This window comes from Mesorhizobium sp. B2-7-1 (assembly GCF_006440735.1).
Taxonomy (GTDB): domain Bacteria; phylum Pseudomonadota; class Alphaproteobacteria; order Rhizobiales; family Rhizobiaceae; genus Mesorhizobium.
The window spans coordinates 1-25,315 of record NZ_VFUA01000077.1 but is presented as its reverse complement, the minus strand read 5'-3'; the positions used below and the strand labels follow the sequence as shown (position 1 = coordinate 25,315).

Genomic DNA, 25,315 nt, shown 5'->3' with positions numbered 1-25,315 from the left:
GAGCAACGAAAAATTCGATATTGCTAATATAAGGCCAGCGGCCGCTATCGCGCCATGGCGTGGTATTCGGGGTTTGGCCGCATGTCGACCGCGGCGGCCACCCGGTTCGACATGTTGAAGAAGGCGGCGGTCGAGGCGATGTCCCAGATGTCGCGGTCTGAAAAACCGGCCTGGCGCAGGGCGGCGCGGTCGGCCTCGACGATTTTGGCCGGCTCTTCGGTCAGCTTGACCGCGAATTCGAGCATGGCGCGCTGTCGGTCCGACAGATCGGCGGCGCGGAAATTCATCACCATCATCTCGCCGAGCGCCGGCTCGCCCGACAGCTGGCGCACGGCTGCGCCATGCGCGGTCAGGCAATAGAAGCAGTGGTTGATCGAGGAGACGACCACGGCGATCGTCTCGCGCTCCAGCTTCGACAGGCCGGACTCACCCAGCATCAGATCGTTGTACATGTCGGTGAAGGCGCGCAGCTTCTTCTCGTCGAAGGCGTAGGCGAGGAGCACGTTGGGCACGAGGCCGAGCTTATCCCGGCATTTGTCGAAATAGGCTTTCGTCGCCTCGCTGAGCTCCGCCTGGACGAGGTCGAGCGCGGTAATCCTGTCGGTCATGGGTCGTTCTCCTTGCAAGGCAACGGCGTCGGCTCGAATTTCTTAATGTGTCGTCAAACCTTTGTCGCGAAACGGCGCTCATCTGCTACGATAGTCGCAAAAGCATACGACGGGAGGCAATAAGCGTCATGGCCAGCGTGAAATCCAAGCCGAAGAAGAAAGCTGCCGCCGCGAAAGCGGACGAGAAACCCGCAAGGCTTGCCGACTATCTGCTCGCACGGGCGCCTGCCGAGGATATCGCGGCCTATGACGTGGCCGACCTCGAACGCGCCGGCGAGCTCGCCGCCAAAGCGGTCGCCAGCCACAGGAAGGGCGAAAGCGTCGTCGCCGTCGAGGCGGGTTCGGGCGTTGCCTGCGAGGGCCGGCCGGTCACGGTCATCACCGTCGTCAACGACAACATGCCGTTCCTGTTCGATTCGATCCTGGGCGAGATCACCGAGATCAGCGGCGAGCCGACGCTGGTCACCCACCCGATCGTCACGGTTCGCCACGGCAAAGCCGGCGTCGTCGAGGTTCTCGGCGATGGCGGCAAGGAGGATGACGAGCGCGACCGGCTGAGCGTCGTCCATGTCCACATCCCGCGGCTGACCGCCGACCAGGCGGCAAGCCTCACCGAGCGGCTGCGCAAGATGCTTTCCCAGGTCCGCGCCGCCGTCGTCGACTGGAAGCGGATGCTCGCCCGCCTCGACCAGGCGATTTCCGAATTCCGCTATTCGGCGGTGCCGCTCGACAAGAAGAGCGTCGCCGAGGCGATCGCCTTCCTCGAATGGCTGCGCGACGACAATTTCACCTTCCTCGGCATGCGCGAGTTCAAATATACCGGCGGCGAGGAAAGCGGCTCGCTGGAGCGCGCCGAAAAACCCGGCATGGGTATCCTGTCGGACCCGGACGTGCTGGTGCTGAGACGCGGCACCGAGGCGGTGACGACGACGCCGGAGATCCGTGCCTTCCTGCATGGGCCGGAGCCGCTGATCGTCACCAAGGCCAACGCCAAGTCGTCGGTGCATCGCCGCATCTATCTCGATTACATCGGCATCAAGACCTACACGTCGAAAGGCGCGCTGGCGGGCGAGCTGCGTATCGTCGGCCTGTTCACCTCGACCGCCTACACGCGCTCGGTGATGAAGATCCCCTATCTGCGCTCGAAGGCCGAGGCCGTGATCTCGAAATCCGGCTTCGATCCGCACGATCATTCCGGCAAGGCCCTGATCAACGTCCTGGAGAGCTATCCGCGCGACGAGCTGTTCCAGGTGCCGGTGCCGATCCTGCGCAAACATGCCCTCGCCATCCTCGGGCTGATCGAGCGGCCACGCGTGCGGGCGCTGGTGCGCGTCGATCAGTTCGACCGCTTCGTCTCGATCATCGTGTTCGTGCCGCGCGACCGCTATGACAGCGTCGTGCGCGAGAAGATCGGCACCTATCTGAAAACCGTGTTCGAGGGCCGGCTGTCGGCCTATTACCCCGCCTTCCCGGAAGGCGGACTGGCGCGCATTCACTTCATCATCGGCCGTTCCGGCGGCAAGACGCCGAAAATCGAGCAGTCGACACTCGAGGCGGCGATCCGCGACATCGTGCGCACCTGGGAGGACGCGCTCTCCGAAGCCGCGGAGGCGGCCGGCAGCGATCCGGCGCTGAAGGCGATCGCGGCGCGGTTCCCCGAAAGCTATCGCGACTCCTTCTCGGCCGCCGTGGCGCTGGCCGATGCCGGGCGCATCGCGAAGATCGGCGCCGACAATCCGATCGCCATCGACTATTACCGCCATGCCGACCAGAAGCCGGAGCAGGCGGCGCTGAAGATCTATCACTTCGGCAGTCCGGTGGCGCTGTCGCGGCGCGTGCCGGTGTTGGAGAATATCGGCTTCCGCGTCATCAGCGAGCGCACTTTCGAGGTCGGCGACGGTCCCGGTGACCGGGTGTTCATCCACGATATGGAGCTGGAGAACAGCTACGGCGCGCGAATAGACCTCGCCGACGGCGGCGCGCTGTTTGAGGACGCGTTTCTCTCGGTATGGCGCGGCGACGTCGACAATGACGGCTATAACGGCCTGGCCCAGACCGCCGGCCTGTGGTCGGGCGAGATCACCATCCTGCGCGCCTATGGCCGCTATTTGCAGCAGGCCGGCATCCCGCAGAGCCAGGATTTCATCGCCGCGGCGCTCAACCGCTATCCCGACATCGCGCGCGGCCTGCACGCGCTGTTCGTCGCCCGGCTCGGGCCGGCGGCGGAAGGCGACGGAACGGTCGCGGCCAAGCACCTCAAGGCCAAGATCAAGGACGCGCTGGAGGAGGTGCCCAACATCGACGACGACACCATCATCCGCCGCTATCTCAACCTCATCGAAGCCTCGCTGCGCACCAATCATTTCGTAGCCGATACGAAAGTGAAGAGGCAGTCGCTGGCGATCAAGCTCGACTCGCAGGCGGTCGAGGGACTGCCGGCGCCGCGGCCATGGCGCGAAATCTTCGTCTACGGCTCCGAGGTCGAGGGCGTGCATCTGCGCTTCGGCCCGGTGGCGCGCGGCGGCCTGCGCTGGTCGGACCGCGCCCAGGACTACCGCACCGAGGTGCTCGGCCTGGTCAAGGCCCAGCAGGTCAAGAACGCCGTCATCGTGCCGGTCGGCGCCAAGGGCGGCTTCTATCCGAAGAAGCTGCCGATGAGCGCCGGGCGCGACGCCATTTTCGAAGCCGGCACCTCGGCCTACAAGAACTTCGTCTCCAGCCTGCTCTCGATCACCGACAACATCGGCGTCGACGGCATCATTCCGCCGGCCGGCGTGGTGCGGCGCGATCCTGACGACCCGTATTTCGTCGTCGCCGCCGACAAGGGCACGGCGACCTTTTCCGACACCGCCAACGCCATTTCCGAGAAGCACCATTTCTGGCTGGACGACGCCTTCGCCAGCGGCGGCTCGGCCGGCTACGACCACAAGAAGATGGGCATCACCGCCAAGGGCGCCTGGGAAGCGGTGAAACGGCATTTCCGCGAGATCAACCGCGACATCCAGTCCTCGCCCTTCACCGTGGTCGGCGTCGGCGACATGTCGGGCGACGTGTTCGGCAACGGCATGCTGTTGTCGCCGCAGACCAGGCTGATCGCAGCCTTCGACCATCGCGATATCTTCATCGATCCCGATCCGGACATGGCGGCCTCGATGACCGAGCGGGTGCGCATGTTCGCGCTGCCGCGCTCGTCCTGGCAGGACTACGACAAGTCGAAACTGTCGGAAGGCGGTATCATCGCCTCGCGCAACCAGAAATCGATCACGCTGCCGCAGGCGGCGGCGACCGCGATAGGCCTCACCAAGACGACGGCGACGCCGGTCGAGATCATGAACGCCATCCTCAAGGCGCCGGTCGACCTGCTGTGGTTCGGCGGCATCGGCACCTATGTGCGGGCTTCGGGCGAAAGCAACGCGGATGTCGGCGACCGCGCCAACGACGCGATCCGCGTCACCGCGCTCGACGTGCGCGCCAAGGTCATCGGCGAGGGCGCCAATCTCGGCGTCACGCAGCGAGCGCGCATCGAGTTCGGCTTGAATGGCGGCCGCTGCAATTCGGACGCCATCGACAATTCGGGCGGCGTCAACTGCTCCGACGTCGAGGTCAACATCAAGATCGCGCTGGCGTCCGCGATGCGCAAAGGCTCGCTGATGAGGCCGGCGCGCAACAAGCTGCTCGCCGAGATGACCGACGAGGTCAGCGTCCTGGTGCTCTCCAACAACTACCAGCAGACGCTGGCGCTATCGCTGGCCCGTAAGCGCGGGCTCGCCGACATCGCGCACCAGGCGCGTTTTATGACGGCGCTGGAGGCGCGTGGCCTGCTCGACAGGGCGGTCGAAACGCTGCCCTCGCCGGCGGCACTTGCCGAACGCGAGGCGCGCGGCGAACCGCTGACCAGGGCCGAGCTCGGCGTGCTGCTCGCCTATGCCAAGATCGTGCTGTTCTCCGACATCGTCGCCAGCGACGTGCCGGACGAGCAGCATTTCGACCGCGACCTCATGGGCTATTTCCCGGAACGCATGGCAAAGAAGTTCGCCGGCGAGATCCGCGACCACCGGCTGCGCCGCGAGATCATCGCGCGCGTCGTCGCCAACGACCTGGTCAATCGCGGCGGTCCGTCCTTCGTCAACCGGCTGCAGGAATCCACCGGCCGCACCGCGGCCGATGTCGTGCGCACCTTCGCCATGGTCCGCGACGGCTTCGCGCTGCCCGCGCTCTACAAGGAGATCGACGCGCTCGACAACCAGATCGACGGCCAGATCCAGCTCGATCTCTACCAGGCGATTAGCCGGCTTATCTTTGTGACCAGCGGCTGGTACTTGAAGAACGAAGCGGGTTCCGCGCCTCTGGGACAGCGCATCGCCGAGTTGCAGGAAGCCCGCAAGACGCTCGAGCCGGAGCTGACGTCGCTGCTGCCGGCCTTCTCGCGTGAGCGCATCGAGGAGCGGCGGCATGGCCTGTTCAAGGGCGGCGCGCCGGAAAAGCTCGCCGAGAAGCTCGCTTTGGCCGAGGTGGCCGAGCTGATCCCGGACGTCGCGCTCACCGCGCGCACGGCCAATGCCGACATCGTCAGCGCCGCCAAGGCCTTCTTCGCGGTCAGCGATGCCTTCCGCATCCCGCGCGTCGAGGAAGCGGCGCGCTCGATCATGCCGCCCGACTATTACGACCAGCTGGCGCTGTCGCGCGCCACCGACACGATCGGCGTGGCGCGTCGCGGCATCGCGGTGGCGGCGCTCACCGCGCACGGCACGGCGGCGGATCCGGTCGCGGCCTGGCTGGAGGCCGGCGGCGAGCGCGTCGCGCGCATCCGCGAGCGGCTGCAGGCGCTGACCGAGGGCGGCGATATCACCGTGTCGCGGCTCTCGGTGGCATCGGGCCTGATGAGCGACCTGACGGGGATGTGAACAAGGCTGGTTCCTCGCCCCACGCAGTGGGGAGAGGTGCCAAGCGCAGCGAGGCGGAGAGCGATTTTCGTAGGACGGAGCCCTTCTTCAAAGGATCAACCTGTCATAGGCCGGCGCATTCCCCTCTCCGTCTCGGCTTCGCCGAGCCACCTCTCCCCACTGCGTGGGGCGAGGAACCCGAACGGCGCTGCTTGTTCATTTGCATCGCTGCCTGAAAACATGCAGACATGGCGCCCGACGCGGGCGGGTCGAGGGAATCAGCATGGCGGCAGTAGAGACAGTGCAGCGGGCATCGGGGCGCGGCATCTGGGGCTGGATGTTCTTCGACTGGGCGGCGCAGCCTTTCTTCACCGTCGTCACCACCTTCATCTTCGGGCCCTATTTCGTCTCGCGCATGGCGAGCGACCCGACCGCCGGACAGGCCGCCTGGGGCTACGGCATCGCCGCTGCCGGGCTGGTCATCGCGGTGCTCTCGCCGGTGCTCGGCTCGATCGCCGACCAGACCGGGCCGCGCAAGCCATGGATCGCCTTCTTCGCGACGATCAAGATCGTCAGCCTTACGCTTTTGTGGTTTGCGGCGCCCGGCTCGAACCTGTTCCTGGTCGTGCTGTTGTTCTCGCTGGCTTCGGTGGCGGCGGAATTCTCCACCGTGTTCAACGATTCCATGATGCCGCGGCTGGTGCCGAAGGCGGAGATCGGCCGGATCTCCAACATGGCCTGGGGGCTCGGTTATCTCGGCGGCATGATCGCGCTGATCTTCGTCGTCCTGTTCCTGGCCGGCAATCTCGAAACCGGCAAGACGCTCATCGGGATCGACCCGCTGTTCGGGCTGGACCCGAAGCTCGGCGAGGACGCGCGCTTCACCGGGCCGATGTCGGCCGGCTGGTATTTCCTGTTCATCCTGCCGATGTTCTTCTTCACGCCGGACGCCAGCAAGGGAATCCCGATCGGGCCGGCGGTGCGCGAGGGCCTGTCCGAGTTGAAGTCGACGCTTGCCGAGGTGCGCCAGCGCAGCGGCATCCTGCGCTTCCTGCTGGCCCGCATGATCTACCAGGACGGCGTCAACGCGCTCTTGGCGCTCGGCGGCACGTTCGCGGCCGGCATGTTCCACTGGTCGATCACCGAGATCGGCCTGTTCGGCATCATCCTCAACATCGTCGCCATTTTCGGCTGCTGGATCGCGGCGCGGCTCGATACCGCGCTCGGTTCGAAGCATGTGGTGATGATCGCGCTGGTGATGCTGTCGGTCGCCACCATCGGTGTCGTCTCGACCGGCCCCGGCTTCACGCTGCTCGGCCTGATCCCGCTCTCAACCGCGGATTCCGGCGGCCTGTTCGGCACCGCGGCCGAGAAAGCCTACATTCTGTACGGCTTGCTGATCGGGCTGGCTTTCGGCCCGGTGCAGGCATCGTCGCGCTCCTACATGGCGCGCAGCGTCACCGCCGCCGAGTCCGGCCGCTATTTCGGCATCTATGCGTTGGCGGGACGGGCGACCAGCTTCCTGGCGCCGTTCATGGTGGCAACCATAACCACCCTCAGCGATTCGCCGCGGCTCGGCATGGCGGCAATCATCCTGTTCCTCGGCATCGGCATGGCGATCCTGGTCGGGACGCCCTATCCGGCGGACAAGCGTTAGGGCTCTTCCCTTCTCCCTTGTGGGCCTGTTGCATAATTCAACCCAAGGCATTTGGACGTCAAAAGAGCCAGGCGTCACGAGAATGTGGTTTCGGACAGGACTGTCTAGCAAGAAACTCGGTTCATTTCTCAGGCCATCAAAGCCACTTCTTAGAAATCCGTTCCGCACCTTTCCAAGCGGCTTTGCGCCTTCGGAATTATGCAACAGGCCCCTTGTGGGAGAAGGTGGCCGCGAAGCGGCCGGATGAGGGATGCTCCAGCTTGGCAAACAGTTCGTCCAAGGACTGCATCGCCAGCGTCTCACTCCGCTGGAACACCCCTCATCCGTCTCGGCGCTATCGCGCCGATCCACCACCCAGGGGCGAGCCACGGGTCTCGCCCCGTCCTTCGGACCCCACAAGGGGAGAAGGGGAAGAGGCGCTAATGCCTGAAGTGCCGTACGCCCGTGAACACCATCGCGATGCCGTGCTCGTCGGCGGCGGCGATGACGTCCTCGTCGCGCATCGAGCCGCCGGGCTGGATGACGGCCGTGGCGCCGGCCTCGATCCCCGACAATAGCCCATCGGCGAAGGGGAAGAAGGCGTCCGAGGCGACGACGGAGCCCTTGGTCTGCGGCTCGGCGAGGCCCGCTGCTTCCGCCGCGTCGAGCGCCTTGCGGGCGGCGATGCGCGAGGAATCGACGCGGCTCATCTGGCCGGCGCCGATGCCGACGGTGGCACCGCCTTTCGCGTAGACGATGGCGTTGGATTTCACATGCTTGGCGACGCGGAAGGCGAATTTCAGGTCGGCCATCTCGGCCGGCGTCGGCGCGCGCTTGGTCACCACCTTCAATTCGAGGTCGTCGACCACCGCGTTGTCGCGACCCTGCACGAGCAGGCCTCCGGCTACCGACTTAACCGTTGTGCCGGCGGCGCGCGGATCAGGTAGCCCGCCGGTGACCAGCAGGCGCAGGTTCTTCTTCGCGGCGACGATCGCGGCTGCGTCGTCGGTAGCGTCGGGCGCGATGATCACCTCGGTGAAGGTCTTGACGATCTCCTCGGCCGCCTCGGCGTCGAGGATGCGGTTCATGGCGACGATGCCGCCGAAGGCCGAGACCGGGTCGCAGGCCAGCGCCTTGGCGTAGGCTGCCTTTAGCGAGGAACCTTCGGCCACGCCACAGGGGTTGGCGTGCTTGATGATGGCGATCGCCGCCGAGCGAGCGGGGTCGAACTCGCCGACCAACTCGAAGGCGGCGTCGGTGTCATTGATGTTGTTGTAGGAGAGCTGCTTGCCCTGCAATTGCTTCGCCGTCGCCACCCCCGCCCGCTTGTCGCCCGACAGATAGAAGCCGGCGCCCTGATGCGGGTTCTCGCCATAGCGCATCACCTGGTCGAGGCGGCCGCCGAAAGCGCGCCAGGTCGGGTGCTCGATCTCCAGCGCTTCGGCGAACCAGCCCGAAATCGCCGCGTCGTAGGTAGCGGTGCGGGCAAAGGCCTTGGCCGCCAGCTTCTTGCGGAAATCCAGCGACAGCGAGCCGAGATTCATCTCCAGCGCGTTGATGACGGAAGCATAGTCGGCCGGATCGGTGACGATGGCGACGTAAGCGTGGTTCTTGGCCGAGGCGCGGATCATCGCCGGTCCGCCGATGTCGATGTTCTCGACGATCGAGGCATAGCCGGCGCCGGAGCGGCGAACCTCCTCGAACGGATAGAGGTTTGAGACGAGGAGGTCGATCGGCTCGATGTGATGGTCGCGCATGGCCTTGGCGTGATCGGCATCGTCGCGGATGCCGAGCAGCGCGCCATGCACCGACGGATGCAAGGTCTTCACCCGGCCGTCCATGATCTCGGGAAAGCCGGTGAGCTCGGAGACGTCGCGCACCGCCAGGCCGGCCTCGGCGAGGGCCTTTGCCGTGCCGCCGGTCGAAACCAGCTCGACGCCGGCAGCGGCGAGCGCCCTGGCAAAGTCGATAAGACCGGTCTTGTCGAAGACGGAAAGCAGCGCGCGGCGCACCGGAACAAGATCGGGCGCCGGAATGTTCTTGGTTGGCACAGCCATGGGCGGGTGGCCTTTCAAGGCGATTGGAGGTCTTGCGCGGGCCGTAGCACATGAGGCCCGGAAATCAAGCGCGACGAATCCTCTCCGGCTACTGGCCGCGTTCCCGAAAAAGTGAAATCCTGCCGAAGCGCTATCGTCGTCCGCGGCTATAAACTCACCCATCGATGGAGGATCAAGTCGTGGCATTCGTTCGTGTCGGTCAGTTCAAGTCCCTGCCGGACCAGGCGGATAAGTTGCGCTTGATCTATGAGGCCGAAGCCATCCCCGCCATTCGTGCCGCCACCGGCAATGTCAGCGCCGTGCTCATGCAGCAGCATCAGGACCGCGAGGCCTTCATGGCAATCACCGTCTGGGACACCGCCGAGGATGCGGAGCGCTACGACCGAAGCGGCCAGGCCGCGGCGATGGTCGACAAGATACGCTTTTCCTTCGCCGAGCCGCCGTCGCTCACGACCTATGAAGCGTTTGGTGTTCCGAGGCGGAACTGAGCGCGTTCAGTTGTTTTCGGGAAAGCCGGCGATATTGGTGCGGGTCAGCTGCCAGTGGACCTCGGCAACCTCCGAGGCCTTGAAGGCAAGCACGATCTGCCGGCTGCGGCGCGGGCCGCCCAGGCCGGCGAAATAGATCGATTCCTCGACCTCCGGCACCACTTCTGCGCAGGTGAAGACCCAGGTGTCGCCCTGCGCGGCGGCGAGCGTCAGGCGGTCGTGGTCGTCCTGCAGCAGGCTGATGTCGGGATGGACGTGGAAGCGCACCGTGACGAAGTCGCGGCCATTGTTGCGGATCGCGGCATTGCCCGGGCGCAGGAAACGGTCGCGGCCGGCAAGCACGTTGCCGTTCGTGCCGAGCTTCAGCTCGCGCTCATGCAGGAAACCGAATTGCTGGACATAGCCGTCATGGCGCGCGACGAAGCCCTGCATGCCCTTCTGGTCGAGGCGCTTGCAGGGCACATGCTGCGGGCCGCCGATCAGCGGCGATCCCAAAAGGTCGCTGACACGCAGCGAGTGGCTGAAGCGCGCCGACGATGTGTCGTTGAGCGTGGCGGTCGAATGCGCGGCGGTGGCGCGCGCCAGCGGCCGAAATTCCGGGGCGCCGTAAGTGTCGATGCCGGCATTGACGATGAAGTGCTGGCGCCCGGAGGAAAGCTCGAAGGCGAGGCAGCCGGCATGGGCTGCGTTGGAGACGTCGATCGGCGGCGGAAGGCCGGCGTCGGCGATCACCGTCACGCCGCCCATCGACAGGCGCTCGTAGCCGGAATGCGGCGCGTGCAGCAGCGGCGCGCCCACCGTGTCGTCATGGCGCATGATGGTGGCGATGCGGTCGTGGATGGTGGCGCCCATGCCGTTGAAGCGGGCGAGGCTGCCGTCCTGGTGGCGGAAGAAGCGCAGCGCCGGCAACATGCGGTCGATGGCGCCGATCAGGGCCGCCGGCGGCGCCTCGGCCTGGTTGGCATAAGTCTGACGCAGCGGCAGAAGGTCGGCCAGCAGTTCCAGCACCGCCATCGGCTTGCGCGAGATATGGCCGCCATCGGGCAGGATCTGATGCTCCAGCTCCTCGGCAAGGTTGCGTGTCGCGGCGCGCAGCGCCGACGCCGGAGCCGGCAAGGACAGCGCGGCGAAGGCGAGCGCGATGCGGGCGCGCAGCCTGGCTTCGCCTTCCGGCATCTCGCGCGCCATCGAGCGCAGGTAACGGATCTGCACGGCGAGCGATTTGAGGAAGGCGCGGTAGAAAGGGAATTCGGCGCCTTGCAGCACCACCGAGGAATGCTGCAGCCAGGCGATCACCCGCTTGGCCGTCGTGCCCGGCTCCCAGGCGATGCCTGAGATCTGGTTGCCGTGCATGGCGATCCAGTCGGTCACCAGGGCCCTGGCGTTGGCGGCGGCGAGCTCCGTGCCGGTGGCGCGCATATGGCGCAGCCAGCGGAAGCCATGCAGCGATTTCTGCCAGCCGCGATTGGGCACGTCGAGCTGGAAGGGCGAGGTGCCGCCGGTCTCGACCAGATGGCCGGACAGCGGGTAGCGGCCGTAATAGATCTCCAGCGCGATCTGCGGATCGGCGAGCCGCAGATCCGGCGGCGCGATCAGGACACGTTCGGGCGTGCGGCCGGAATAGCGCCAGCGATAGACCGGGCCGGCGCGGAGGCGCCGGCGCGTTTTGCGCCAGAACTCCCTCGCGACAAGCGTCCAAAGACGCGTCGTGCTGCCGGCAACAAGTGCCAATAGCCCTCCTGATGTCCCCATAACCCAAGCACAAGCTTATGCGATTCAAGAACTTATGCGAAGGCTGATTTCGCCGAAGTGAACCGCTTCACGCCGCTTTCCCCGGGGCCGTCCCTAAAAAAGTCAGGGGTTTCCAAGGCATACCGCCGGCGATGGCGCGGCCTATACCCTCCTGTGGCGGCGGCGGAACTCGCTCGGCGAACAATCCTCCCGGCTCCGGAAAAGCCGGGAAAAGTAGAAGGCATCGGTAAAGCCCACGGCCTGCGCGACCGCCTCGACGGGCGAATCGGTCGCCGCCAGCAGCTGCTCGGCGAGGTCGAGCCGAATACGCAATTGGAATGCCTTCGGCGATAGCCCGGTATGCAGCGCGAACCTGCGCCGCAACGTCGCCGGCGACATGCCGAACCTCGAGGCAAGCGCGTTGAAGTCGATCGGCTCGCAAGCCTGGTCGCGCAGATCGTCGATGGCGCCGCGCAAGTCCGGATGGGCGTCGCCGCCGCTTCGGCCCGCGTCCTGCCGGGCAGCCTGCACGACCAGCCGATACAGGGTGGCGGCGGCCTCCGCCTGGCCTAGCGGCGTGTCGGGGGAGAGCTCGGCATGGAGCCGGTCGAAGAGAAGGCGCATGCCGCCGAGGTCGGACAAGGAGACGACAGGCGCCTGCTCGACGATGAGCCGCATGCGGGTGAAGTCGCGCGTGAGCGAGCCGCCGAAAAGCGCCCAGCGCTCGCTCCAGCCTGGGTCGTCGGGTCCATAGGAATGGGCCATGTCCGGGAACAGCCAGAAAAGGCTGGGCGCGACGATCGCCTGCCTGCCTGCCGCCCCGGTCTCCAGCCAGCCCCGGCCTTCCTCAACCAGGACAACCGCAAAATCCGGCAGCTTTCGCCTGACGATGGCCCGGCTGACGCGATGCCGGCCTATTCCCCTGACCGACAGCCCGCCCATGGCGGCCGGCGGCGATCGATACAGCGCATAGGACGAAGCCGGCATGATAGAAAAGTCCAGGCTGAAATTTCTGTCCATGGGAGGTGCCGGGAAGCTAAGCCATTGTCCGGAGAAATTGTAGAACGCCGGATGATTGAAATGTCGATATCTTCCCTCGGGGGCGTTTCCGCGAATGATGTGTCCACGGTTGCCCTGACGGCCAACGGCAAAGCGCTGTCCACGGCGCCGGACAGGCTGGGTCATCTCTCGCCGACCGATCCCTCGGTCGGCATCGAGGCCATTCGCCATCTCTATGCGACGCAGGGCTATGTCTGGCTGAAGGGGCTTTTGCCGCGCCGCGACGTGATCGATTTCCGCGGCTTCGCGCTCTCGCAGCTCGCCCACAGCGGGTTGCTGAAGCCGGGGACCGCCGCTTCGCTGGGCATGGCCTCCACCGGCGCGTTCGATCGCCAGCTCGCCGATCGCCGGCTGATATCCCTGGTCCGTTCGGCCGCCTATGAAGGCTTTTGCGCGCAGCCCCGCCTGTCGCGCCTGATGGATGCCTTCGTGGAAGGCCTGTCCTATCTGCACAGACGAAAGATCATGCGCTTCACCATGCCCGGAACGACGACCGCCACGCCGGCGCATTACGACCTCGTCTATCTGCGCGGCGGCACAAGCCGCGTGGTGACGGCCTGGATCCCGATCGGCGACACGTCCATCGACATGGGCGGGCTGATCTACCTGGAGGGATCGCACGCCGTCGGCGCCGCGATGGAGGCCCGCTTCGGCAGCGACAATGCCGGGCTCGACCCGGAGGAGCGCATCAGCGCCTACAACCGCAACATGAGCGAAGGCGGCTGGGTGTCGAAGGACCTGCCCGCGATGGCCGAGCGGTTCGATACACGCTGGCTCATGGCGGATTACGAGGCGGGCGACGTCGTGCTGCACTCGCCCTACATGATCCACGCCTCCACCACCAACCGGAGTGTCCATGGCTTGATCCGGCTGTCGACGGACATCCGCTACCAGAATGTCGACGACGAGATCGACGCCCGCTGGGGGAGCCACTGGAGCCTCGACGATATGCTTTAGGATGTATCGATATTCAGGTGAGGCTGGCTGCGAGCAGCGATTTCCTGCGCTTCCGGTGCTCACGTACTTGAGTACGCTCCGCTTCGGTTCTCGGAAACCGCCACTCTCGGCTCAGCCTGACCTGAATCTCGACACATCCTGAGCGGCCCGTCACACGCTAGATTTCGCGCCGCATCCGTGCGGCGAAGAAGCCGTCCAGGCCCGATACCCCGGGTGATCCGAGCGGAAGGTCCGCCGGCGTGGTGCGCAGCGTGCCTTCGGGGGTCAGGAACGGATCGACGGCGGCAAATTCGCCTGGCTGGATCGGGTCGGCGGCGACGCCAGGGTTGCCAGCGAGGAGATTGCGATAGAGCTCCTCGCCCTCGATAGGGTCGAGCGAGCAGTTGGAAAAGACCATGCGGCCGCCGGGCCTGACGAGACCGACGGCATGGGCAAGCAGCCGGCGCTGGAGGTCGGCGAGCTTTTCGACGTCGGCCATGGTCTTGGTCCAGGGCACGTCGGGGTGGCGCCGCACGGTGCCGGTCGAGGAGCAGGGCGCGTCGAGCAGCACGGCGTCGAACAATTGCGCCGGCCGGTAATCCAGGAGGTCGGTCTGGACGAGTTCGGCGGTCAGGCCGAGGCGGTCGAGATTCTGCTTCAGCCGCGCCAGCCGGTTCTTCGAGGTGTCGACCGCGGTGACCTCGGCGCCGGCGAGGATAAGCTGCGCCGTCTTGCCGCCGGGCGCGGCGCACAGGTCGGCGACGCGCTGTCCACTTATGTCGCCGAACAGGCGCGCCGGCAGGCTTGCGGCTGCGTCCTGCACCCACCAGGCACCGTCGGCGAAACCGGGCAGGTCGGTGACATTGGCGGGGAGCTTTTCGACACGCACCGTGCCGGTCGGCAACACGATGCCGCCAAAACGCTCGGCCCAGAGCGCGGGATCGGCCTTGACGGTGAAATCGACCGGCGCCTCGTGGCGATGCGCGGCAAGGATGGCGCGCGCCTTGTCGGCTCCGTAGGCGGCGGTCAGCCGCTCGGAGAACCATTGCGGCGCCTCGCCGGTCGCGGCAAGCGCGGGGGCAAGCTCGGCTTCCTTGGCGCGCGCCAGCGAACGCAGCACGCCGTTGACGAGGCCGGAAAAACGCGTCGTGCGCGGATCGGACTTGGCGTGGGTGACGGCAAGGTCGACGGCGGCGCTGTCGGGAACGTCGAGGAACAGGATCTGCGCGGCGGCGACATTGAGGATATGCGAAAGCGCCGTGGCGTTGGCCGGCAGCGGCTTTTCCAGCCGCTTCGACAGCAGCCCGGCAATGGTCATGCGATGGCGCAGCGCTGTGACCAGGATGGCGCGCACCAGCGCGCGGTCGCGGCCGTCCAGCGCCTTATATTGCGGGTGGCCGTGCTCGTTGTCGGTCAACCCGTCAAGCGGTGTGCGGGCGTCGATGACGGCGGCAAGCAGGCGCGCCGCCGCCTTGCGCGCGGCAAGGCCGGCGACATTCTCGTCATCGGTCTTGCGTTGCGGATTGCCCGAATGTCCGGGCCTCGGCGGCGTCACGACCAGGGGCCTTTCGACCGGACATTGCGCGGCCCGGTCGGGTTGCGGCCCCAGGGATTGGGCTTTGGTGGCGCAGGCCTTGCCTGCGGGGCCTGGTCTGCCGGCTTACCCCATGGCCCCGCTGACGGCTCCTCGGGCTGGAGGGGTGGCGGAGAAGCCTCGCGCCGATTGGCGGGCGCGGTGCCACCCATCCCGCGCGCCATCTCCTGCAGCGCCGCGATGCGGTTCTCGGTGCTCGGATGGGTCGAAAACAGGCTGTCCATGCGCTCGCCATGCAAGGGATTGATGATGAAAAGATGCGCCATCGCCGGATTGCGCTCGGCATCCTCATTCGGGATTTGCTCGGCCCCGCGCGCGATCTTGTTGAGCGCTGACGCCAGCCACAACGGATTGCCGCAGATCTCGGCGCCGCGCCGATCGGCTTCGTATTCGCGGGTGCGGCTCACCGCCATCTGCACGATCATCGCGGCGAAGGGCGCGACGATCATCGCCAGCAGAACGCCGACGAAGCCGAAGGGATTGTTGTTGTTGCGGCTGCCGCCGAGGAAGAAAGCGAAATTGCCAAGCATCGAGATCGCGCCGGCAAGCGTTGCGACGATCGTCATTGTCAACGTGTCGCGATGCTGCACATGGGCGAGCTCATGCGCCATCACCGCCGCGACCTCCTCGTGGGAGAGGCGCTGGAGCAGGCCCGTGGACGCCGCCACGGCGGCATTCTCGGGATTGCGGCCGGTGGCGAAGGCGTTGGGCTGCGGGTTGTGGATCAGATAGGTCTTCGGCATGGGCAGCCCGGCCTGCTTAGCCAGCGCCTGGACGATCGCGTAATATTCGGGCGCGTTCTTCTCGTCGACCTCGACGGCGCGGTTCATCGACAGCACCATCTTGTCGGCGTTCCAATAGCTGAACAGATTGGTGCCGGCGGCGATCAGAAGCGCGATGACCATGCCGCCCGAGCCGCCGATCAGATAGCCGACGCCCATGAACAGCGCCGTCATCGCGGCAAGAAGCATGGCGGTGCGAAGCGTGTTCATCGTTTCATCCGTCTATGGTCGGGGCGAATAGGAGTCGATCCTCTCGGTTTCATGGCTATATGATGGGAAACGGTCGCTCCCGTTTCAATCGGCAAGGACTTATCGCATGATCGAAGAGCCAGGCAAAACCGAAGCTGCTGCAGCGACCGACGCGCCGCAAAAGACGCTGACGCCCGAAGCGCAGCGGGCGTTGGCAGAGGCTGAAGCGCGTCGTCAAAAGTATCGAGCGGCGGAAGCGCAATTGCCGAAGGAAATCGGCGGCCGCGGCGGCAAGGAACCTGGCCGCTACGGCGACTGGGAGGTGAAGGGCCTCACCAGCGATTTCTGACAAGAACTGGTTTGCGAGCGAAATCTGCCGAATAGTAGTCATCCAGATTGCATGCGTTGACGATTGGTCGAAGGCCCATCGCTTCGTCATCCTATGGCGGAGCAAGGGGCGAAGCGACGCGCGCAGACCATAGGATCCATTCCGTGACGTTGAGGCGTTGCCACGGTGCAGAATTCTGCTCCGCTGCATTCCTCGGCCAAGGTCACGGAATGGATCCTCGGGTCTGCGCTCCGCTGCGTGTCGCTCCACCCGTGGATGACGAAGCTCGTAAGCTTCTGCCAATCTCGATGGTTCGGCTGATTTAGCGAGACGAACGGTGAAAATCTCACCCGCCGACAAGCCTGCAATCCGTCAAAATCCTTGTACGAGGGACTAGGCTGCAGCCCGTGTCGGCGACAACGCGATGAAACCTGTATCGTCGACCGCAATGCCGATCTCGTCATAGGAACCGATTGCCGGGTGCGGCGTGACGAGCGGGTGAACGTGCGTGGCGCTGATCACCATCACCGACGCGCCGGAAGCCTCGCCCGCCGCGATGCCCGCCGGCGCATCCTCGAAGACCAGGCAGTCGCGCGCCTCGACGCCGAGACGCCTTGCCGCCAGAAGGAAGCAGTCCGGCGCCGGCTTGCCATGGGTCACGTCTTCCGCGGTCACCATCATGGCAGGAACCGGAATGCCGGCCGCCTTGATGCGCAGCAGCGCCAGCTCGCGCGGCGCCGAGGTGACGATCGCCCAGCGCTCCGCCGGCAGCGATTCCAGGAATGCGACGGCGCCGGGGATCGGGACGATGCCTTCGAGATCGTCTGCTTCGGCCTTGAGCAGCAGATCCGCCTCCGCCAGGGGATCGACACCCGGAAGCTTCAGCGCGGCGATCGTCTCGCGCGCGCGCCTGCCATGGATCGTCGGCAGGAAAGCCGCCACATCAAGGCCATGCCGGTTTGCCCATGCCGTCCAGACTCGTTCCGCCGCGGCGATCGAGTTGAGCACCGTGCCGTCCATATCGAACAGGAAGGCGGCGAATTTTGAGCCTGCAAACATCGGATGTCCTGGAGAATCGTTTTCGGGGAGGGGCGAAACGCAAAGTGCAGTTTAGACCGGGCAGGACCGCCTGAGAAGGGAACAGGTCAGCGTCGATAGAACGCTGACCTGCCCTCACTCCTTGGTTTTATGCAATTGCGGACGGAAAACCGCCGCGCATTTTTCCTGAATTGCTCCAGACGCCGCCATTTCGACTCGGCGCTGGAACCAGCCCCGGCTCGCGGCGTTGAACAGGCAGTCTTTCCAAAATCACCAAAGGGGGCATGCGATGCTGATCCGGCTCGGCTATGAAATCGCCATCGAATGCGCGGCGGCGACGCCGATCATCTCGCTTCTCGACATCCATCCCGAGCGGCATGCCGATATCAAGCGGCAGACGCGGGTTCTGACCTCGCCTTCGGTGCCGACCCGGACCTATCGCGACCACCACGGCAATATCTGCCGCCGCTTCACGGCGCCCGCCGGCAGCTTCCGCATCCTCTACGATGCAGCGATCGAGGACAACGGAGAGACCGACGAGGTCAATACGCTGGCGCGCGAAACGCCGGTGGCGGAATTGCCCGACGACGTGCTGGTCTATCTGCTCGGCAGCCGTTACTGCGAGACCGACCATCTCAGCAACATCGCCTGGCAGCTTTTCGGCCATCTGCCGCCCGGCTGGGCGCGCGTCCAGGCAATCGTCGACTATGTCAACAGCCGGCTTTCCTTCGGCTACGGCTATGCGCGCGCCACGCGCACGGCGGCCCAGGCGCATGAGGAGCGGGTCGGCGTCTGCCGCGACTTCGCGCATCTGGCGATCGCGCTCTGCCGATGCATCAACATTCCGGCCCGCTACGTGAACGGCTATCTCGGCGATATCGGCGTGCCGGCCGATCCGGCGCCGATGGACTTTTCGGCCTGGATGGAAGTCTTCCTCGACGGCAGGTGGTACACGTTCGATCCGCGCCACAACCGGCCACGCATCGGCCGGGTCGTCATCGCGCGCGGCCGCGACGCCACCGACGTGCCGCTGCTGCATAGTTTCGGCGCGCACCAGCTCAGCCTGTTCAAGGTCTGGACCTACGAGCAGGAAGGCCACCGCTTCAACCCTCCGCACCACGGCGTCGATCGGACGGCCAGCGCGCAGATGCTCCTTTGATGTTCGGGGCGATGCCGGCCTGACCTCAATCTCGACAGACCCTGCGCCGCGCCTGTTTCATGGCTGCCGCTGACCCGCTTCGGCACAGGTCGAACTGTGCCGAAGCGAGAACGACCGCGACGGGTTTGGAGATCATGGTAAGCGCTTCATGAAGGTCGCTTGGCCGGCGTATTTTTGTTTACTTCCCGTTCACTCTAGGATTTGCCGAAATCCAGCAAAAACAATGGATTAACCTGCCGTTAAGCGTCTTTCGCCGGTCGCCGGCCGGGTCTGGCCGAAATCCTGCAACGCCTTTGTCGAGCGGCACGGTGCCGCAAACAGTGGAGGCGGAAGGGATGCGGCAGTTCAGAGGTGTCGTTCGTGGGGTGGACGGCTTTACCCGCAATCGCGAAGGAAATTTCGCGGTCCTGTTCGGAGTTGCCGCATCGGTGCTCGCGCTGGGGGTGGGATTCGCGGTCAATATCTCGCAGCTCTACAATGCGAAATCGAGCTTGCAGGGCGTCGTCGACGCCGCTGTGACCTCGACGGCCCGCGATCTCACCCTCGGCGTCATCACCGAAGCGGACGCCAACAAGACGGTGCAGGCATTCCTCGACGCCAACAGCGCGGCCGGCATCCTGCAAGCCAACCGGATCGTGCTGGACAAGCTCACGGTCGACAGGACGGCCAGCACGGTACGGGCGGATGTGCACACCGATGTCAGCCTTTACTTCCCCGTCTTCAGCATCGGCGACATGCAACGGGTCAAGTCCTCGACTACCGCGCTCTATTCGGACAAGACGGTCGAGGTGGCAATGATGCTCGACGTCACCGGTTCGATGGCGGGCCAGAAGATCAAGGACCTGAGGACGGCGGCGGGCAACGCGGTCGATTCTTTCCTCGCCGGCCAGAACGCCGCCAATCCGCGCGTGCGGGTGGCGATCGTGCCTTATGCTAATTCGGTCAATGTCGGGTCGCTCGCCGCAAGCACGGTCTTTGTCGAGACCAACGCCAGCGAGCGCAAGCAGGCGCCGGGCAATGACGATCCAAAATATGTCTCGGCCTCGCCGCGCCCGGATACCTGCGCGACCGAGCGGAAGGGCGCCTATCAATATTCGGATGCCGGTCCGGATGTGAGCATGGTCAACCGCGATCTCTATTTGTCCGGCTTCGCCAGGGACACCCGCACACGAGCCTGTCCCGTCGCGACAATACAGCCGCTGACCACGGATGCCTCGGCCCTCAACAATGTCATCAAGAACCTCGATGCCTCCGGCGGCACTGCGGGCCATATCGGCGTGCAGTGGGCCTGGTACATGCTGTCGGAAAACTGGGGCGGCGTCATGAAGGCCTCGCAACGGCCGGCCAGAATGGATCCGAAGCAGGTCGCGAAATACGTGATCCTGATGACCGATGGCGAATTCAATCTGTCCTATTTCGACGCCAGCGACCCGAGCCAGGTCTACAACGACGCCGGCAAGGTGCAGACACGTACCGCTGCGACGACGCTCTGCGCGGCCATGCGCGACCAGGGCATCGAGATCTTCACCATCGGCTTCGCGCTTACGGAGAAGAACGCCAAGTCGACGCTGCAATCCTGCGCCAGCCCGGACACAAGCAATAGCAAGCATTTCTACCAGGCCGCCAATGGCGCCGAGCTCGACCAGGCGTTTCAGGATATCGTGCGCAACATCGACAACCTTACGGTGACCAAATAGCGGCCAAGCCGCTGAGCTGCAGCATCGATCTCAAAAGGAAAAGGCCGCCGCTTCTTGCGAAGCCGGCGGCCTTCCGTGTTTCCGTCCATGACGCGGCTTCTGGCGGCAGCCCCTCCGGGCTACCTGCCGCGCGTCTCGCGCCTTAACGGGAAGACTGCTTCCCGGAAGTGCAATCCGCTGAGCTCACGTTATAGGAAACGAAATCACTCGACATCGGATCACCTCCTTTCAGTTCGTTGAACACACCACAATGATGGGGTGCGCCGCAGCAAAAGACAAGGGGCCGGCATTACGGCGTTCCTGCAGGCTTCTTCCGTTCAACCAGGCGCTCGGCATTCCGGTTGTCGATGGGGCACGATTCTCGGTGAGGCGCTGATGTTTTGGGGAATTGAAGACGAGGAATGTTGGCTGTACAGACGGAATAATGGGGGGTGGGCCGAAGCAACGTTTACTGGCACTTGACGGACTTCGAGCCTACGCCGCGCTCGCGGTCATCGTATACCATGCGATATTGCTGTTCGATCACGGGCTCATTCAGCGCGTGCTGCCAAAGACATTCTGGGACGTGGATGCCAGCGATGTTTGGGCGAAGGCCTGGCTCTCGGCCTTCAACGGCGCAGCGGCCGTGGAGTTGTTCTTTTTACTGAGCGGCTGCGTTCTGATTCGGTCGTTGGATGCCGCCAAGGGCAGGTGGCCGTCGGTTGCGGCTTCCTTTGCGATCAAGCGCGCTCTGCGTATCTATCCCGGCTTGATTCCATGCGTTGCCGTGACCGCTGCGGTCACTCCGTCCGCCCTTTCGTGGGGCGACATCGCCGGCAACATGGCACTATGGAACTTCGATGTGGTTGGCCCGAGCTGGACCTTGCAGGTCGAGATGCTTGCCATTCCACTCCTGCTCATCGTGAGCATACCGCATCGGAACTGGGGCGCCTGGGGCATGCTCGCGGTGTTGGTCGTGGCCGTCATCGCGAGAAAGAACCAGGAGATGTTCGTAGCTCCACTGCTTGGCCAATTCGGCTATCTGTTCATTCTGGGCACCCTGGTGCCGAGCCAGGTCGGGCGTTTCACCGCATCGTTGGCGAAGCCAGTCGGTTGGATGCCCGTTGTCTTGGCTTTCGTCTTTCTTCGGCAATGTCTGGGTGGCATGGATCTGGTGACGGCGGCCCTCGGCTTTGTCCTTTTGGCGCTGCTCTACCATGACGACAAGGCGGCTACGGCGCCTGTGCTCGTGTCTCGGGTCCCGCAATTTCTTGGGAAGGTGAGCTTCGGCATCTACCTTTGGAATGTGCCGTTCTTCTACATGCCGTACCTGCTGCCGAAGGCGCTGTGGTCCCTCGATACCGTGACAGCGGGGCTCATCATTTCTGCGGGGATCGTTCCTCTGAGCATTTTCCTCGCCACGCTCAGCTATCGGTTTATCGAAGTGCCTGGCATTATGCTGGGAACCCGCTTAACGAGCCTCGGAGCTTTCGGCTCGCGGCGTCTCTCTGCGCCAGAAGCGGCAAACTGATCTGCCTCGAAATGGCTGGGCGCAGAGTGGCTCCATGGGCATCCATCTGGCGGTAGGGGGCCATTCTTCGGAACGGCGTGCCGAGCCCATGGATTGACGATCGCGGCGGCCCGCATGCCGATGCGTGGGCGTCGGCACACTCAGGCTATTTTTCAACCACCAGGTAGAAATCGCATCGGCGCGCCGATCTCGATCCGCGCGGGCCTGTCCACCGTGCAGTAGACGCCGAGATTGTGGGCGTTGTGGCGCACCAGGTTGCGCAGGATGCCGGGATCGGTGTCGAAACCGGGTTCGTCGCCGAAACCGCCTTGGGCGATGATGGTGAAGCCGCAGCGGCGGCAGGGCTCGGAGACGGTGAGCTCGAGATCGCCGACCGCGAGCTTCCTGCCGATCCATTCCGTTTCCGGGAAGGCGCCTTCGACCGTGTCCATGTCGACGACGATGTTGGGCCGGAAGCGGCGCGGATCGGGCGTGCCCTCGGGATGCAGCGCCTTCAGCCGGGACAGCGAGGCGGTGGTGAGCAGATGGATCGGCGCCTTGGCATAGCGGGCCTCGGTCAGCGGGCCGGCATAGGAGGGCGCCGCGTTCTCAGCGCCGAACGGTCGGATTTCGGCGTCGAAGCCGAGAAAGGCCGATACGGCGCGGTTGCTTTCAGGGTCGGGCGCCGGCAGCCAGCCGCCGCCGGGCACCGCCACTTCGAGCCGCCTGTGCTGGCTCAGCCGGGTGCGGATCAGCGGCACCTTGTGCCATCTGGCCTCCCGGTCGGGTCTGGCGATCTCGCCGTCGGAAGCATCGACCAGTCCGAACAGCCGGTCGCCGTCGACGGTCTTCAGCCCGACGGAGATGGCGTCCAGCCGCTCGCCGGCGAGCGAACTCGCCGGATAGCGCCAGAGCTGGCTGACGGCGCCGAGGATCGCCCCGCCGCTCATCAGCCCTTCTTGTTCTGCCGGTTGGCGACAAGGTCGTCGACCACGGCCGGATCGGCCAGCGTCGAGGTGTCGCCGAGCGCGCCGAAATCGTCCTCGGCGATCTTGCGCAGGATGCGCCGCATGATCTTACCGGAACGGGTCTTGGGCAGGCCCGGCGCGAACTGGATCTTGTCGGGCGTGGCGATCGCGCCGATCTCCTTGCGGACATGCGCGACCAGCTCCTTGCGCAGATCCTCGCTCGATTGGGAGCCGGCCATCAGCGTGACATAGCAATAGATGCCCTGGCCCTTGATGTCGTGCGGGTAGCCGACGACGGCGGCCTCCGAGACCTTGTCATGGCTGACCAGCGCCGATTCGACCTCGGCCGTTCCCATGCGGTGGCCGGAGACGTTGATGACGTCGTCGACGCGGCCGGTGATCCAGTAATAGCCGTCGGCGTCGCGGCGGCAGCCGTCGCCGGTGAAGTACTTGCCCTTGTAGGTCGAGAAATAGGTCTGCACGAAGCGGTCATGGTCGCCATAGACGGTGCGCATCTGGCCGGGCCAGGAATCGGCGATGCAGAGATTGCCGTCGGTGGCGCCTTCCAGCACCTTGCCTTCGCCGTCGACCAGCTGCGGCTGGACGCCGAAGAAGGGCCGCGTGGCGGAGCCTGCCTTGAGGTCGGTGGCGCCCGGCAGCGGCGTGATCATGATGCCGCCGGTCTCGGTCTGCCACCAGGTGTCGACGATCGGCACCTTGGCGTTGCCAACGACGTTGTAATACCACTCCCAGGCCTCCGGGTTGATCGGTTCGCCGACCGAACCCAGCACGCGCAGCGACTTGCGCGAGGTCTTCTTCACATGGCTGTCGCCGGCGCCCATCAGCGCGCGCAGCGCCGTCGGCGCGGTGTAGAAGATGTTGACCTGGTGCTTGTCGATCACTTCCCAGAAGCGCGACTGCGAAGGATAGTTCGGCACGCCTTCGAACATCAGCGTCGTGGCGCCGTTGGCCAAGGGCCCGTAGACGATGTAGCTGTGGCCGGTGACCCAGCCGACATCGGCCGTGCACCAGTAGATGTCGCCGTCATGGTAGTCGAAGACATATTGGTGCGTCATCGAGACGAAAACGAGATAGCCGGCGGTGGTGTGCAGCACGCCCTTCGGCTTGCCGGTCGAGCCGGAAGTGTAGAGGATGAACAGCGGGTCTTCCGCCTTCATCTTCTCCGGCTTGCAGTCGGCCTTAACGGTCGCCGCCTCGTCGTGGTACCAGACGTCGCGCCCCGACACCCAGCCGGTCTTGCCGCCGGTGCGGCGCACGACCACGACCTTCTCGACCTTGGTGCCGGCCCTGGCGGCGATCTCGATCGCCTTGTCGGTGTTGTCCTTGAGCGGGATCGGCTTGCCGCCGCGCAGGCCCTCGTCGGCCGTCACGACGATGGTCGACTTGCAGTCGTCGATGCGGCCGGCCAGCGCGTCGGGCGAGAAGCCGCCGAACACCACCGAATGGATCGCGCCGATCCGCGTGCAGGCCAGCATCGCATAGGCGGCTTCCGGGATCATCGGCATGTAGAGGGTGACGCGGTCGCCCTTCTTGACGCCATGCTTCTTCAAGACATTGGCGAAGCGGCATACATGCGCGTAGAGCTCGTTATAGGTGACCTTGCGGTCGTCATAGGGGTTGTCGCCTTCCCAGATGATGGCGGTCTGGTCGCCGCGCTTCTTCAAATGCCGGTCGATGCAATTGTAGGAGACGTTGGTCTGGCCGTCCTCGAACCACTTGATCGAGACCTTGCCGTCGAAGGAGGTGTTCTTGACCTTGGTGAAGGGCTTGAACCAGTCGATGCGCTTGCCGTGCTTGCCCCAGAACTTGTCCGGGTTCTTCACGCTGTCGGCATACCATTTGAGATAGGTGTCGTTGTCGATCAACGCGTTCTTCTTCCACGCCGGCTGGACGCGGTGGACATGCACATCGGACATTTTTCAGCTTTCCTCCGGGAACCATTCCGCCGGCTTGAAGCGCCGGCGGCATCGCGGCGAAGCGGCCGCGAATTCGCGGGCATTATTAACAGTTCCGCCGTGACGGCAATATTAGACGTTGGATTCGCGCGGCGGGATGACGCAGGGGCAGGCGTGAACCGCTGACAGCACTCGCCGCATGTCGCTGCTAACCAACTGTTTTAGCGAAGGAAAAGCCGGACAGGATCAGAAAAAATCAATAGACAGTTAAGCAACTGGGCGCAGAATCGGAGATCGGAAGGAAAGGAGATCGATCCTAAGGGGGCTGCCATGCAAGACCATTGTGAAATGGACCTGATGCTCAGGGGCTATGGGCTGACCACGGCCAAGATCCTCTACCACTTCCCGGACCATCCGCATCTCTTACAGAGCTACATCTGGCAGGATTACGACATCGCGCCGAAGTTCCCGGTGCTGATCCGCTTCATCGAGTTCTGGAAGACCAAGCTCGACGGTCCGCTGCATTCGGTGACGTACACGCATCACAAGCTGATCGCGCCGAACGAGTGGCGCAAGGTGGATGGGGAGTTCGTATTGCACTGAGCGACGCAAAGTTTCTGTGGACGTCGAATGTTTGGCGGAAGCGCCCGTCGCTTCGTCATCCACGGGCGAAGCAAGGAGCGAAGCGACGCGGCGCAGACCCGAGGATTCATTCCGTGACTTCGAAGCGTTGCGACGATCCAGAATTCTGCTCCGT

18 protein-coding genes are annotated in these 25,315 nt (G+C 64.8%); 9 read left to right on the top strand and 9 right to left on the bottom strand.

The features are described from left to right. Nucleotides 1-44: 44 nt before the first annotated feature. Complete coding sequence (locus FJ471_RS24190) at nucleotides 45-608, bottom strand: peroxidase-related enzyme (protein WP_140807248.1); 564 nt, start codon at nucleotides 606-608, stop codon at nucleotides 45-47. A 128-nt stretch (nucleotides 609-736) separates the two neighbouring features. Between FJ471_RS24190 and FJ471_RS24185 the strand changes: the two genes are divergently transcribed. Together FJ471_RS24185 and FJ471_RS24180 are read left to right on the top strand one after the other, a co-directional pair. Further along, nucleotides 737-5,512: an NAD-glutamate dehydrogenase gene (locus FJ471_RS24185; RefSeq protein ID WP_140807247.1), complete on the top strand. Its 4,776-nt coding sequence runs from the start codon at nucleotides 737-739 to the stop codon at nucleotides 5,510-5,512. Nucleotides 5,513-5,774: 262 nt separating this feature from the next. Beyond that, nucleotides 5,775-7,148, top strand: coding sequence for an MFS transporter (locus FJ471_RS24180; protein WP_140807246.1), 1,374 nt, complete (start codon nucleotides 5,775-5,777; stop codon nucleotides 7,146-7,148). A 419-nt stretch (nucleotides 7,149-7,567) separates the two neighbouring features. Here FJ471_RS24180 and purH read toward each other — a convergent pair whose 3' ends face one another. Further along, nucleotides 7,568-9,184 carry a bifunctional phosphoribosylaminoimidazolecarboxamide formyltransferase/IMP cyclohydrolase gene (gene purH / locus FJ471_RS24175; protein WP_140807245.1) on the bottom strand — a complete coding sequence of 539 codons (1,617 nt, stop codon included), beginning with the start codon at nucleotides 9,182-9,184 and terminating at the stop codon, nucleotides 7,568-7,570. Nucleotides 9,185-9,363: 179 nt separating this feature from the next. On the opposite strand from purH, the gene FJ471_RS24170 reads away from it, so the two are divergent. Beyond that, the gene (locus FJ471_RS24170) at nucleotides 9,364-9,672 is read left to right on the top strand and encodes an antibiotic biosynthesis monooxygenase (RefSeq protein ID WP_140807244.1); all 309 of its coding nucleotides are present in this window, start codon (nucleotides 9,364-9,366) and stop codon (nucleotides 9,670-9,672) included. A 6-nt stretch (nucleotides 9,673-9,678) separates the two neighbouring features. On the opposite strand, the gene FJ471_RS24165 is transcribed toward FJ471_RS24170, so the two are convergent. Both FJ471_RS24165 and FJ471_RS24160 read right to left on the bottom strand, forming a co-directional pair. Next, nucleotides 9,679-11,403, bottom strand: a complete 1,725-nt coding sequence (locus FJ471_RS24165; RefSeq protein ID WP_140807243.1) for a heparinase II/III family protein — start codon at nucleotides 11,401-11,403, stop codon at nucleotides 9,679-9,681. A gap of 162 nt (nucleotides 11,404-11,565) precedes the next feature. Next, nucleotides 11,566-12,390 (bottom strand): AraC family transcriptional regulator, encoded by an 825-nt coding sequence (locus FJ471_RS24160; protein WP_140807242.1) that lies wholly within the window; start codon nucleotides 12,388-12,390, stop codon nucleotides 11,566-11,568. A 93-nt stretch (nucleotides 12,391-12,483) separates the two neighbouring features. Here FJ471_RS24160 and FJ471_RS24155 point away from each other — a divergent pair, with 93 nt between their 5' ends. Continuing rightward, nucleotides 12,484-13,419, top strand: a complete 936-nt coding sequence (locus FJ471_RS24155; protein ID WP_140807241.1) for a phytanoyl-CoA dioxygenase family protein — start codon at nucleotides 12,484-12,486, stop codon at nucleotides 13,417-13,419. Nucleotides 13,420-13,576: 157 nt separating this feature from the next. On the opposite strand, the gene FJ471_RS24150 is transcribed toward FJ471_RS24155, so the two are convergent. Beyond that, nucleotides 13,577-14,953: an RsmB/NOP family class I SAM-dependent RNA methyltransferase gene (locus FJ471_RS24150; protein ID WP_246684817.1), complete on the bottom strand. Its 1,377-nt coding sequence runs from the start codon at nucleotides 14,951-14,953 to the stop codon at nucleotides 13,577-13,579. Beyond that, nucleotides 14,950-15,984 carry a zinc metalloprotease HtpX gene (gene htpX / locus FJ471_RS24145; protein ID WP_140807239.1) on the bottom strand — a complete coding sequence of 345 codons (1,035 nt, stop codon included), beginning with the start codon at nucleotides 15,982-15,984 and terminating at the stop codon, nucleotides 14,950-14,952. Before htpX ends, FJ471_RS24150 begins: the two co-directional genes overlap by 4 nt. Before the next feature lie 106 nt (nucleotides 15,985-16,090). Between htpX and FJ471_RS24140 the strand changes: the two genes are divergently transcribed. Beyond that, the gene (locus FJ471_RS24140; protein WP_140807238.1) at nucleotides 16,091-16,312 is read left to right on the top strand and encodes a DUF1674 domain-containing protein; all 222 of its coding nucleotides are present in this window, start codon (nucleotides 16,091-16,093) and stop codon (nucleotides 16,310-16,312) included. A 372-nt stretch (nucleotides 16,313-16,684) separates the two neighbouring features. Here FJ471_RS24140 and FJ471_RS24135 read toward each other — a convergent pair whose 3' ends face one another. Then, nucleotides 16,685-17,350, bottom strand: coding sequence for an HAD-IA family hydrolase (locus FJ471_RS24135; protein WP_140807237.1), 666 nt, complete (start codon nucleotides 17,348-17,350; stop codon nucleotides 16,685-16,687). 268 nt (nucleotides 17,351-17,618) lie between these two features. On the opposite strand from FJ471_RS24135, the gene FJ471_RS24130 reads away from it, so the two are divergent. The 3 genes from FJ471_RS24130 to FJ471_RS24120 all read left to right on the top strand — a co-directional run bounded on the left by FJ471_RS24130 (nucleotide 17,619) and on the right by FJ471_RS24120 (nucleotide 21,695). Further along, on the top strand, nucleotides 17,619-18,488 hold the full coding sequence (locus FJ471_RS24130) for a transglutaminase family protein (protein WP_140807236.1): 870 nt from the start codon (nucleotides 17,619-17,621) through the stop codon (nucleotides 18,486-18,488). Between the two features lie 335 nt (nucleotides 18,489-18,823). Beyond that, nucleotides 18,824-20,185, top strand: coding sequence for a pilus assembly protein (locus tag FJ471_RS24125; RefSeq protein WP_140807235.1), 1,362 nt, complete (start codon nucleotides 18,824-18,826; stop codon nucleotides 20,183-20,185). Nucleotides 20,186-20,609: 424 nt separating this feature from the next. Then, nucleotides 20,610-21,695, top strand: coding sequence for an acyltransferase (locus FJ471_RS24120; protein WP_140807234.1), 1,086 nt, complete (start codon nucleotides 20,610-20,612; stop codon nucleotides 21,693-21,695). A gap of 152 nt (nucleotides 21,696-21,847) precedes the next feature. On the opposite strand, the gene FJ471_RS24115 is transcribed toward FJ471_RS24120, so the two are convergent. Further along, entirely contained in the window at nucleotides 21,848-22,624 is a 777-nt protein-coding gene (locus tag FJ471_RS24115) for an MOSC domain-containing protein (RefSeq protein WP_140807233.1), read from the bottom strand. Continuing rightward, nucleotides 22,624-24,579, bottom strand: coding sequence for an acetate--CoA ligase (acs, locus tag FJ471_RS24110; RefSeq protein ID WP_140807232.1), 1,956 nt, complete (start codon nucleotides 24,577-24,579; stop codon nucleotides 22,624-22,626). The genes FJ471_RS24115 and acs overlap by 1 nt, the downstream gene beginning before the upstream one ends. Before the next feature lie 309 nt (nucleotides 24,580-24,888). On the opposite strand from acs, the gene FJ471_RS24105 reads away from it, so the two are divergent. Continuing rightward, entirely contained in the window at nucleotides 24,889-25,161 is a 273-nt protein-coding gene (locus tag FJ471_RS24105; RefSeq protein ID WP_140807231.1) for an usg protein, read from the top strand. The last annotated feature ends 154 nt before the right edge of the window (nucleotides 25,162-25,315 follow it).